Annotated in this window: 5 protein-coding genes; all 5 read right to left on the reverse strand. The window is 69.1% G+C overall.

Annotated elements, in window-relative coordinates; translation table 11 throughout:
- Positions 1-75 precede the first annotated feature (75 nt).
- The 5 genes from ACNF49_RS14345 to ACNF49_RS14365 all read right to left on the reverse strand — a co-directional run bounded on the left by ACNF49_RS14345 (position 76) and on the right by ACNF49_RS14365 (position 12,652).
- A complete protein-coding gene (locus tag ACNF49_RS14345) occupies positions 76-459 on the reverse strand; it encodes a hypothetical protein (RefSeq protein ID WP_482943984.1) in 384 nt (127 codons plus the stop codon).
- Positions 456-7,217 (reverse strand): polymorphic toxin-type HINT domain-containing protein, encoded by a 6,762-nt coding sequence (locus ACNF49_RS14350; RefSeq protein WP_482943985.1) that lies wholly within the window; start codon positions 7,215-7,217, stop codon positions 456-458. Before ACNF49_RS14350 ends, ACNF49_RS14345 begins: the two co-directional genes overlap by 4 nt.
- Positions 7,218-7,291: 74 nt before the next feature.
- A complete protein-coding gene (locus tag ACNF49_RS14355; protein ID WP_482943986.1) occupies positions 7,292-11,293 on the reverse strand; it encodes a LamG domain-containing protein in 4,002 nt (1,333 codons plus the stop codon).
- Between the two features lie 299 nt (positions 11,294-11,592).
- Complete coding sequence (locus ACNF49_RS14360) at positions 11,593-12,204, reverse strand: class F sortase (RefSeq protein ID WP_482943987.1); 612 nt, start codon at positions 12,202-12,204, stop codon at positions 11,593-11,595.
- Between the two features lie 139 nt (positions 12,205-12,343).
- Positions 12,344-12,652, reverse strand: coding sequence for a GVDTG sorting domain-containing protein (locus ACNF49_RS14365; RefSeq protein WP_498702436.1), 309 nt, complete (start codon positions 12,650-12,652; stop codon positions 12,344-12,346).
- Positions 12,653-12,688: the final 36 nt, after the last annotated feature.

A 12,688-nucleotide genomic window follows, 5' to 3' on the forward strand; every position in this document is an offset into this window, starting at 1 on the left:
ACCGATCCAGCATTGTTACCCCTAACAGATGGGTACTCTGTGGGCATGCGACTTACTGGAACGTCACCTATCTGGTCATTTCAGCAGTAGCGGGCCAACGTAGATGAGGTCACAGTTTCGAACTTTCCAGACCCAGGTGTCGAAGGGATAGTCGCTGAATATTTCCAGAACGAATCCGTTGGAGAGCTGTAGTCGAGGGTCGATGGGCAGAGACTCCGACTGGATGCCCACATTCACCACGTCGACATCGGCAAGCGCTTGGAGATGTTCGCGAATGTCGTTCTCCTTGCTCTGCCCTCCCAGGGTGACTGCCCCGTGTTCGTCAAGTAGCCGCCACGACGACAGCACGCTGAGAGACCATCCAGCACCTCCCAGTACGAGGCTGGGCTCGTCATAGCTGAGCTCCTCGATCCGCAACGGCAGGCAGCCGCGGAGGCGCTCAAGGTTGGTGGCGGTCATGGCATCAACTCTACGTGAGTCCGCGAACGAAATTCGAGCTTCCAGTTTCCCTGAAAGTTCTTCGGCTTCTGCGGTTTCCTCCCGGTGAACGGATTAACCGGTCCTCCCTTTCCGTCCTCGAACGACGCGCGAAGTCCGGCCGTGCCGGATGGTTCCATGACCCTCAGGCTGGACCCATCGGGGAGAAGGTATTCCCGTCCTGCTGATTGCGTCGGCTTCGAAGTCACATGTCCGGCATTCTCTGCCGCCTGGAGACCTGCTTCCAATCGGCTCGCACTGGTCGGCACGATCACGCCATCCGCGCTCGCCACGAAGTCCGGCGTGCCGCAGTTGTGGACAAGGACATTTTGCCCCCCGACCCCGACATGGTAGGTGTGAACGCCTGCCACGGTGAGGTTGTGGACGCGTCGTACCGCGCTCTGCTTCTCGACCGCGGTGACCTCGACCCAGGTGCCGGATGACGTCCGGAGCCACGCGCCCGGCATAAGATCGCCCGCCGCGACCCAGCTCTTGCTGTCCCTGCTCCAGAACGGGTGGCCGTCGGTGGCGATCACCACGCCGGTGGCCTGGCCCTTGTCGCCGTCGGTGTCGACGGTGATCTGGACGAGGTTCTTCTTGCCTTCGCCGGTGATGACGTTGACGACGGGGCGTGAGGTTGTCTTGCCCGTCTTCGGATCGGTCGCCTTGACCTTGTCGCCGAGTTCGACCTTCTCGATGGGCTTGGTGCTGCCGTCGGCCATCAGGACGGTCGTGCCGGGGACGAAGCTGTTGGTCAGGCAGTTGGCCAATGTTCGTTCGGCGACGGCGAGTTCGTCCTTGGCCTTCAGCCAGCCGACGAAGGAGTCCTTGGCCTTGACCAGCAGGCCGCCGACCTTCTTGCCGAGTTCGATGGCCTTGCCCCACTTCCAGGGCAGGCCGTACTTGACCGCGGCCTTGCCGAGGACGCCCCCGGCCACCGAGGTGAGGACGTTGACCGCGGTCTCACCGCAGGCGGCCAGGTCACCGGTGGTGAAGCAGTCGATGCCGGCGGTGAGGCCGACCTCGTCGGCCGCGATCTTCGCCAGCGCCACCACGGTCTGGATGATCTTCTGCTTCTCCGCCTCGACCTTGGTCTGGGCGGCGGCCACCGCCTGCTGGGCGGCGGCGGTGCCGGCGGCACGGCTTCCGCTGGCGGTGGACGTGGGCGTGGAGGTGGACGGCTTGGCCGCGGGCTTGGGCTTCGGTTTCGGCGTGTAGGTGGTGTCGCCCGATTCGCAGAAGGAGGCGCACGCCGTCAGCAGGCCGGTGGGGTCGCTCCAGGTGAGCGGGTTGTTGCCGGCGTAGGCGTAGCCGTGGATCTGCTGGGGGTCGGCCAGGTCCATGACCGGGTCCACGCTGACGAACCGTCCGAGGAGCGGGTCGTACTCGCGGGCGCCGAGATGGGTCAGGCCGGTGCTGTCGTTGATGCCGGTGCCCAGGAAGCCGTGGTCGCCGGGCCAGACGCCGGTAGAGCCGCGTAGTGCGCCGAAGGGCAGGGTGCGGCGCAGCGACACGATCTGGGTGGCGCCTTGGACGGCCACCTGCCCGGTGCCCTGGTGGTCAGGGGCGAGGAAGGTGACCGCGCTGGCACCGACGCGGACGGCGACGGTCTGGCCGTCCAGGTTGTAGTACCGGGTGCCGGAGACGACGGTGGTCTTCTTCAGCTCCATGCCGTAGGGCAGGTACAGGGTGACGGTGGTGCCGTCGCGGCGGATCAGCCGGTTGCCGTCGGCGTCGTAGAGGTAGGTGCTGGTCTTGGTGCCGTCGGTGACCTTCTCCAGACGGCCCTCGGTGTCCCAGGTGAGTGTCTGGCTGGTCGCGCCGATCTTGCGGGTGGTGGTGTTGCCGACCTGGTCGTAGCCGAAGCTGTCGGTACGCGCGCCCGCCGCGCCGGTCTGGGTGACCGACGAGAGCCGGTGCTGCCCTTGGCCGGCAGCGGGATAGGTGTAGGTGCGGACGGTGTCGGCCGCACCGCTCACGCCGTGCTGGGTCTCCTTCGTTCGGTTGCCGGTGGCGTCGTAGGCGTAGGACTGCCAGTACGGCTGGATGCCGCCGATCACGCTGGAGGCGGGGGCGGCGGAGCAGTCGGTGTCGCCCTCGGTCCAGGCCTCGGTCAGGCGGCGGAGGTAGTCGTAGCCGAAACACTGTGTGTCGGTGCCTGACTTGGACACGTCCGCGACGGAGGTGATGTTGCCGGCCGGGTCGTAGCGGTAGCTGGCCGAGCGGTCCACGCCGGTCTGGTTCTCGCGTTCCACCCGGGAGTTGGCCAGGCGCTGGGTGCCGAACTCGTAGGAGTAGGTGAACCAGGAGCGCTTGCCCGCCGTGGTGCCGACCTCGTACTGGCCCACCTTGCCGGTCAGGCCGTAGGTGGTGGCCGTCACGTAGGTGTTCAGGTTGGAGGTGAGGGTGGTGGGCCGGGCCAGCTCGTCATAGCCGTAGACGGCGTTCTCGGCGTTCATGCCGCCGGCCTGCGGATAGCCGATGGACTGGACGGTGCCGTCCAGGTTGTAGCTGGTGCCGAACTGGTAGCTGCCGGCGAGCGTGCCTTCGGCCGACGGGACGGTGACCTTGGTCTGGGTGGCCCGGCCCATCGTGTCGTAGGCGGTGACCGCGCTCGTGTAGGCCTGGCCGGCCGACCAGCGGCTGGAGGAGGTGATCGCGCCCTTGCGGAGGGTGTCGTATACGAACTCGGTCAGCAGCGTGCCGGTGGCCGAGCCGTCGCGGGTCTGGGTGACGCGGTCGAGGTCGTCGTAGCCGGTCCAGACGGTCTTGCCGCGGGCGTCCGTGCTGGACGTGACACGGTCGAGGTCGTCGTAGGCGGTCTTGGTGACCCCCTTGTCCGGGTCGGAGCTCTCGATGAGGCGGCCGCGCTGGTCGTAGGTGTACGTCCAGACGTTGCCCGATCCGTCGGTGACCTTGCCGACTCGCCCGGACGGCGTGTAGCCGTAGGTGGTCGAGTCGTAGGCGCCGGTGGGGCCGTCGCCCTTGTACTGGCGCTTCTCGCTCACCTGGCCGCGCGCGTCGCTGATCGTCGTGATGGGCGTGCCGCCGACCGGCGGATCCACGTGCACGCGGTCACCGCCGTAGCTGGTGGTGGTACGCCACTTCTCCTGGCCGACTCCGTTGCCGGCCAGCAGCTTCTCGACGGTGACGCGACCCAGGCCGTCGTACTCGTAGGCCGCCTGCGACTCCACACCGTCGGTCACCTTGAACAGCGACGGCTCCGGCGCGCCGGTGGCGTAATAGGCGGCGTGGCTGCGGTCGACCAGGCCACGCTCGTTGTAGAAGGTGTCGGTCAGCAGGCGGCCGCCGTTCGGGCCGGGTGACTGGGTCTGACGCGGGCGCAGCAGACCGTCCATGAGCGTGTAGCTCCACGGGCGGTAGCCGCCGGTGTTGTTCAGCGAGCGGGTGCCGACCGCGACGATGGCGCCGCTCTTGATCGTGTAGCTGTACTCGGTGTTGGCGTTCAGCCCGGCCGACTTGGGGTTGTTCGGCAGCCACACGCCGATGAGGCGGCCGAGCCCGTCATAGGTCAGGTCGGTGCGCGACCCGGCCCCGTCGATGTTGGCGGTGGGCAGGCTCCAGGCGGCGTCGAGTTCGGTCGTGGTGGTCAGCGCGGTCGCCGCGTCCCCGGCCTTGGCGGGAGGGGTGGTGCTGGCGATCGAGGTGGCCAGGCCCTTCGCGGGCGTGTAGGCGGTGGTCGAGGTGCGTCCCGCCGCATCCGTCGAGGTCAGCTCGCGGCCGTAGGCGTCGTACGTGGTGGTGCCGACCGTCGCGTACGTGGCCGTGGTGCCGTTGTGCGTGGCCAGCTTCTCGACCTTGGTCGACTGGCCCTTGGACGGGGCCGCGCCGAGTGCGCCGTTGTCGAAGTAGGTGCGTACGTCGGCGATGACCTGCTTGGAGCGGTCAGGGGCCGTGGCGCACGCCACGGCGACGGTCTCCTCACGGGAGACGTAGTTGATCAGCCAGTCACGGGTGTTGGGCGTGGCGTAGGTGATGCGGACGCACTGGTCGTCGGCCGTGGTGGCGACGTCGCCCTTGTCGTCGGACTGGGTGCGCAGGCCGTAGGTGGTGTCGTAGGCGTGGTCGACGCGCGTCTCCCGCCAGCCGCCCGCCTCCAGCGCGGTCCAGGTGCGGGTGCTGCCGATCCCGGTCAGGGCCGCGTTGACGGTGCCCCAGGGCCGGGTGCGGCTGGCGGACTGGTGCCGCCACGGGGCGTTGACCGTCTTGGACACCACCGCGCCGCCGGGCTTGTCGTACGTGGTGGTCTTGAGCAGGAAGCCGTCCAGGCTCTCATGGTCGGTGTGCGTGCCGCCCTCGCCGTCGGAGACGGTCACGGTCTTGGTGTCCGAGCCGTCCTTGGTGGCCCGGTCGCCGTTCATGCCGCGCAGGTACAGCGAGGTCTGCTCGGTCTTCATGCCGACCTCGGGGCCGCCGCCGGTGCGCGTGGTGACCTTGCCGTAGCCGCGCCACTGGCCCCACGTCTTGTACTTCTCCTTGACCAGGCCGTCGTCGTCGTCGAAGTGCCAGGCCGCGCCGCCCTCATAGGCGTAGCTGGTGACCATGTCGGGCGCGAGCCCGGTGCGGTCGGAGGCGATCACCTTGGTGACGACGTACTTGTGGAACCAGTCCCGGACCGGGTTCTCGGTGCCACCCGGCTCCCAGAACACCGGGAAACAGCGCTTGGCGTTGTCCGAGGGCGCGGGGAGGCTGTCCAGGGTGCACTCGGGCTCGCTGTAGCTGACGTCCAGCTGGCCGCCGGACTCGTCGTAGATCGTGCCGAGGCGGTACTTGACGAACGGCGGGATGTCGTCGCCCTGCTGGTCCAGCCGGTTCATGAGCTGGACGTGGTTGAACGTGACCGGAGGCAGGCCGACCGGGGTGCCGGTGGCCAGACCGGTGTGCTGGACGGACTTCAGCAGCAATGCCTTGTCGGCGTCCGCCTCACCCCAGCTGTGGTCCAGCGCCCAGGAGTCGACCGGACGGTAGGAGCCGTCGGCCTTGAGAACGCTGGTGGTGACCTTGGTCAGCCGCTTGCGGGTGAAGAAGGCGGGCGCGAAGACCTGCTCGCACTCGCCGTCGGCGTTCTTGCACTGCTGGTCCCAGGGCACGTCCGGCCACTGCTGCGGCTGGTTGTCGATCTTGTCGGGCGCGCAGTCGAACCCGGACTCGGGGATGCAGCGTTCGGCGACCTCGAAGTCGACCCGGCCCAGCGGCTTGCCGGTGTAGATGGCGTCGGAGCGCAGGCCGTAGTCGATGTGGTCCAGCCAGGAGCCGCGGTCGTAGGGGGTGTCGTCCGCCTTCTTCAGGTTGCGGCCGTAGTGGTTGCCCTCGACCTCGTAGTAGTACGCCATGGCGTTGCCGGACGGGTCCACGACGTAGTCGAGGTTCCAGCGGTAGGCCTGCTGGCACCAGGAGTCGGCGAAGCCGCCGCCGTTGCAGGGCTCGCCGGAGTTGTTGCCGAACACCGGGACGGTCAGGGCCGATTTGGTGGCGCCGCTGCCGTTCCAGCCGGGCAGGCGGTTGAGGCCGAAGAAGTACTGGGTGCCGTCGGTGGTGGTGATCCGCCAGTGCTCACCGTTGTCGTCACCGTTTGTGGTGCCGGTCAGGTGCTCGATGCGGGTGCCGTCGTCGTCCTTGAGCTTCCAGACGTCCGAGCCGGGCGCGGTCTGGACGAGGTCGCCGCCCTTGCCGTTCCAGGTGAGGGTGGCGTTGGGGTAGGCCCAGCACAGGTCGCCGGGCTTCTCCAGGTCCGTGCCCTCGCCGTCGTCCTGGCAGGCTTTGTAGCTGCGCTCGATGAAGCCGGGGGAGAGCTGGAAGCCCTCACCCACCCAGGAGGTCTGGCTGTTGGTGTTGGCGGTCTTGCCGTCGACGCTGGCCGAGGAGTAGGAGACGGCCAGGTCCGGGGTCAGGTCGCCGGGCACGGGTGGCACACGCATCGGGTAGGACCAGCTGAAGTCGCCCGTGTTGGCGCCCGCGGACCAGGTCGCCGAGGACGACAGCGAGGTCGCCCGGTAGTCGCCCTGGCTGCCCGACGGCCCGGTGGTGGCGGCCAGCACCATCGGACCGCTCGCAGTCAGCGCACGCGCGTCCGCGGCGAGCGTGATCTCGCCGGTGAGCGTGCTCGCCGCAGGGTCGTTGGCGGACGCGATCGGCGTGGCCTGACGGCATTCCGGCTTGTCCGGGCTGGTCAGGGCGCAGGAAGGCAGGCTCACCAGGCGGAGACGACTGCCGTACGAGCCGCCGTACGCGTGCTTGAACGACGAGTAGTCCAGCTTGATGCCGGCTCGGCCGGGCTGACCCTCGCTCTGGGACACGCTGAAGAGCGGGCCGTCCAGGCCGACCCGCTGTGCGGTGGTCCGGTCGTGCACCTGGAGCTTGACCTTGCCGCCGGCGGCGGGCTGGGTGCTCTTGTTCTTCGGCGTGGCGGGGACGCTGAGTTGGAGAGGGGAATCACTGAGGGGAGCGCCCAGGTCCGCTTCCACCGTCACCGCGCGCGGCCAGTCGACGGCCGCGGGGATCGGGGTGTGCTTGGCGGCCGGATCCGGCCTGCGGTCGCGTACGGTCACCTGGCCGCCCTTGGCGACGCGATCGTGACTGGTGACGTCCGGCCGGCCGTTCTTCTGCGGCTCGGCGCTGACCGGTTGGGCATGCAGGGTGGTCAATCCGACACCGCTGAGCGCGAGCACGGCCAGTGCCCGGATCCAGCGGTCTCGCCTGCGTGGCAGCGTGCTGCCCACGGGTTACCTCCAGAAAGCCTGTGTCAGGCGGGAAAGGGAGAACGCGGGCTGGGCCCCCGAGGGCCCAGTCGGCGTCAGGAACCGGCGAGGAGCGTGATCTCCTCGGCGGTGAGTGCGCCCTGGTAGGCGTGGACCTCGTCGAGCGCGCCGGGGAAGCCGTTGCCGTAGCTGCCGCTGACGAACTTGGTGCGGCCGATCTGCAGCGCGCCGCTGCCGTTCCACGGGGTGTCGTGGGTGGCCGAGCCCTGCAACGTGCCGTTGACGTACAGGCTGACCTTCTTGCTGGTCGGGTCGTAGACGCCGGCCAGGTGGGTCCACGCGCCGATGGCCGGCGCGGCTGTGGAGAGGGCGGTGCGGGCGGCGGCGGTCGAGGTGTCGTTCGCCCTGATCCGCATGATCCAGCGCTGGGTGGCCTGTTCGTAGCCCAGATAGAACGCGCTGCCTCCGGCGCTGTCCTGGGAGACGGCGGCGTGGTTGGCGGTCGCGCTGTCCAGCTTGACCCAGGCCGTCACCGAGAAGGCCCGGTCGGTCCGCACCGGTGAGGTCGAGCTGGCGTAGGCGCCGCCGGTCAGCTGGGCAGCGCAGCTTCCGCGCACGTCCTCCACCCAGCTCGCGGTGCCGTTGAGCGTGGCGTCGTGGCCCTTGCCGGAGTAGTCGTAAACCGTGGTGCCGTCGCACTCGTCGAAGGTGAGCAGCAGCTCGGGCGCGGTGGGCGGGTACGTGGTGATCTCGGTGCTGTTGGCGAGAGTCTGGATCTGGCTCTCGCTCGCGATGCCGGTGAAGGCCCAGGTGTCGTCGAGTTGGCCGGGCCAGTACTCGCCGTACACGCCGCCGGTCTTCGTCCGGCCGAGATGCAGGCCCTTGGCGGCACTGAAGGCCACCGTGTTGTCGCGGACCGACACCGACTCCTCGAGCTGGCCGTTCACGTACAGCCGCAGCTGGTCGGCGAACGCGTCGTACACCACGGCGAGGTGATCCCAGGTGGAATTGGTCTGGAACCTGGGGTGGCTCGCGGTCTGGGACACCGCGCCGGTGGCGTCCTTGTCCGGTACGTCGATCTGCCAGGCGCCCTGGTTGGCCGGATCGGCCGGGTCGGGCACGTAACGCAGGGTGAAGGCGCTGTTGACGTTGCCTTCCTCGCTCAGCACGGCGACCGGCTTCTGCGGGCGTCCCGCCGTGCTTGCCCAGGTGGCGACGGTGAAGCTCTCGCCGGTGTTGACGACCGGGGCCGCGGTGGCGGCGTACCCGCTGGTCCCGTTCAGCGTCAGGGCGCCGGTGCCGACGGCGACGTTCGCCGTGCTGATCGAGGCGCCGCCGCCCAGGGTCAGGTTGCGGGCCTTGCCGCTGTCGTCGCCGCTGACGGCGGGGGTGCCGGAGGCGGAGTTCAGCTTCCAGCGGGCGGCCACGGTGGGGTGCGTGGTGAACAGGTCACGCGCTTCGGTGCCGGTGACCACGCGGTCGTACAGGCGCACGTCGTCGATCGAGCCGCCGAACAGGGTGCCGGGGCCGCCGTTGTAGGCGCCCGAGCCGATGAACACCGGGCCGGTCGCGTTCCAGCCGGAGGTGAAGGCGGTGCTCTCGGTGAGCGTGCCGTTGACGTACAGGCGGAGCTGTCCGGCGGTGGCGTCGTAGACGCCGACCAGGTGTTGCCACTCGCCGCCCTGCGGGGCGGCGGCGCTGTTGACGCGGACGCCCGTGGCGGTGGTGGTGTCGGTGGTGGTGCGCATGAAGCTCCACCGGTCGTAGCCCGGTGAGTAGAACAGGTCGAAGCCGGACTTCACCGCGCCGGCCTGGGCCATCACGTTCATCTGCTTGCCGGGCTTGGACGTGGCCAGGCGCACCCAGGCGGCGATCGAGAAGCTCTTGCCGGTGTCGAGGGCCGGGCCCGCGGTCTTGGCGTAGACGCTGGTGCCGTCCAGGTCGAGGGCGGTGCCGTCGGCGCCGGGGATGCCGAGGGTGGCGTTGCCCGTGAGCGTGGCCGGGAGCTGACCGGACAGGGTGGTGGAGCCGGCCGGGTCGTCCATGCTCCACTCGGCCTTGGCCGGGGTGCCCGCCTTGACGCGGAACAGGTACTGGGCCACGGCGCTGGCGTTGCCGGCCGCGTCCAGGGCCTTGACCCGCAGGAAGTTCACGCCCGCCGTGGACGGCATGATGCTGACCGTGACCGGGCCGCCGCCGGTGGTGGTGCGCTCGAAGGCCGACGACGGGTCGGTGTTGAGCCCGATCTGGTACTTCACCACGTCGGTCGCGGTGGTGTCGATGGTGAAGTCGCCGTACCTGCCGACGCCGTCGAGCCAGGGGTCGTCCGGGTTGTCCGGGTCGGATTCCGGATACGCGGTCGAGGTGATGGTCGGGGCGGTGGGGGCGGCGGTGTCGTACAGGAAGGTGCAGAAGACGGCGCCGGTGCCCTCACTGCTGTAGGCGCTGTAGGTGGTGCCGTCGTAGGAGCGGGCGTCCCAGGAGAGCGTCTTGCCCTGCGGCGGGTTGAGCGTGGCCGGGATAGTCATCTGGAACTGGGAGCCGGACGCCTTGGCGTCGGTCAGCGGCGAGGTCCACTTCAGCGCGCCGTCCCAGAACAGCCGGAACTGGCCGCGGACCTTGGCGGCGTCCTCGGTGTCGGCGTCGCGCAGGGTCGCATACAGCACCGGCAGCTTCTGCAGCTTCGGGCCGTTCGGCGACACACAGGCGCCACCCGGGTTCATGCTCAGGTCGGCGGGCTTGGGCTGCTGCGGCGGGGTGTTGTAGTTGACCCGCAGGTACGCGTCGTCGCCGAACCGCTTCCAGCCGATCATGTCGCTCTCGTTGGCGGCGCGCAGGCCGAGAGCCATCCGCGACTGCCCGGCCGACAGTGCCTTGGTCAGACCGGCCTTGGCGTCGAACTCGACATTCTTGGCGGGGCAGTTGGCGTCGTGGCCGTAGGCCACGTCACGGGAGTCGAGCTGCTGACGCCACCATCCGGACGTCTTCTGCTTGTCCCAGTCCAGGGCGTCGGCGAAGTTGTCGGTCCACCACAGCTGGACGGACCGGTCCTCGCACGAGGCCGACCAGACCTCCTTGGCCTGGAACTCGGCCGAGATGACGGTCTTGCCGGCGTACGCGCCGATCGGCATCTCGTAGTGCAGGCGCTTGACGTGGTTGCTGCCGCAGCGCGAGTCGAGGCTGGTGCTGCAGTAGCCCATGCCCTCGTCGTTCTTGCCCTTGAACTTGTAGTAGGACGTGGACGGGAAGGCGCTGGTGGTCATCGCCCACTCGTTGGCCTGCTCGGTCTTGAACACCGGGTCGATGTAGACGGGGAAGGTGGTGTTCGCGCCGGTCAGCAGGCTCTGGTCGGGCACCAGCGCCAGCTCGTCCTGGGTCACCTGGACGCCGAGCTCGGCCACGTTGGCGCCCTCGCCCGGGCCCTCGGCGGAGCTGACCTGGCCGGGTGCCGCCGCCGGAGCGGACTTGAGCGTACGGGCCGCTGCGGCCTGGGCGGGCGCCGAGTCCCACATCAGCGGGGTGGGCGCCCTGAACACACCTGCTCCCGAGGCCGTGTCGACCGCCGACACCGCGCCGGTGTCGTCCTTCCTGGTGGTCAGCCCCTTGCCGGACAGGCTGTAGCTGAGCTGGGACAGCGCGGGGTTCGAGGCCGCCTCGCGGGTCTTGACGACCAGGACGTGGGAGAAGCCGTCCACGTCGGCGCGGGCTCGCAGGTCCACGCCGGGCAGTACGTCGGCGTAGACGGCGGTGTCGCCGTCCAGAGTCGGCGCCGGCAGCGTGCTGTTCCAGCCGAGCGCCAGTTCCCGGCCGGCCAGGCCCATCGTCGCCAGCGGCGCGTCGCCGCCGGTGGAGAAGCGTAGTTCGACGGTGGAGGCCACCGGGCCGATGGAGCCGTCGGCCTTCTTCTCCAGACGGGCGTCGGTCCTGACCCAGCGGCCGGCCTGGCGCGTACGGACCGGACGCAGGTGTTCCACGGCGGTGTAGGTGCCGTCGCTGTTGGCGAACACCTCACGGGACTCGCCACGGAAGGCGCCGATCTCGACGGGCTTGCCGGTCTTGCGGGCCAGCTTCAGCGCTGCGGCTTCGGTGGCCACCATGGTCTGCGTCGGGTCGGTCTCCGCAAGGGCCGCGGAGGGGGCGACTGCCGCCAGAGGCAGCTGAAGGAGGGCGAGCGTGAGCGCCCCCGTCAGCGCAGCGGATACACCGCGCGTATTGATCACTTACATTCCAAACAAGAGCAAAGAGGACGTAAAGCGGCGATAAAATTAGCAGCTCAGAGGGCTGTCCTCGTGCCGGAAATCGTCGCGGTTATCGATCAAGAAACAGGTGGGAAGCCCTGTCTCGCCGATCGTTTCGTGGGGCCGGCATGCTTTTGATCGTGGTTGTCACAGATATGTCACAGTTGGGGGCTGGCCTGCAGGAAGCTGGCGAACACGATCACGTTGTCCGCGTAGCTGCGCGACGTGGTATTGAAGGCGCCGCCGCAAGTGATGATGCGCAGGGCCGGATCCGACGTCGAGCCGTAGACCTGGGCGCTCGGAAACGCCGTTTTGGCGACCCTTTCGACCCGGTCGACGACGAACACGTCACGCCTGCCGTCCGTATGGGCCACTGTGATCCGGTCCTGTGGCCGCAATTCCTTCAGGCGCGCGAAGACCGCCGGAGCGGTCCGGGTGTCCACATGGCCGAGCAGGACGGCCGGGCCCACCTCGCCCGGTGACGGGCCGAGGCCGTACCAGCCCACCAGGTTCTCCTTGTCCAGAGGGGGTGGCTCGATCACCCCGTTGGGGTCCAGGCCGACCTGGACGATCGGCGCGGACACGCCGATCGCCTCGATGTCCAGCCGGGTGGGCGGGGCCACGGCCTCGGCGGCCGCGTCTGGGGACGGTTGCGCCGTGGGCGGAGGAGGCACGGGTATGACGACGTACTGCGGAGGTGGGGACGCGGATGCGGCGTCGGCCAGAACCCGGTAGGTCATCGCCAGCGGGGTGCCGACCAGGACGATCACCCCGGCAATGATCATCACCCAGGAGAAGGCGTTCAGCTTCCTGCCTGGCGTCCCCGAGGCGGGCGACGGAGGACAGGCTGCCGGTCGGCTTGCCTTCGCGGCAGCGAGGAAGACCAGCCACGAGTACTCCGAGTGCCGGTCAGAGTCCATGCACGCGCCTGCGCCTCAACTCCCAGCCGATGCCGATCGCCAGTAGCAGCACGACGCCGCCGCCCGCCACGTACGGGAGAGGATCCGGCGCGGCCAGGCCGCCGCCGCCGGTCGGCGCGCCACCCACGGGGGTGACGATGGCGCCGCCCTGATCGGTGTCCGTGGGTTCTGCGGTCACCGTGACCGTAGGAGTGGGGGTCGGGGTGGGTGTACTCGACGGCGTGGCGGTGGCTGCTGCTTCAGTGCCCTTGACCGTGACGGAGCCCAGGGCGGGGGCCGCGGCGTCGGCGGTGCACACCGTTTCCTGGACAGTGCCCTGAGCTGGAACAACCAG

The organism is Actinomadura sp. ATCC 39365 (assembly GCF_054392275.1).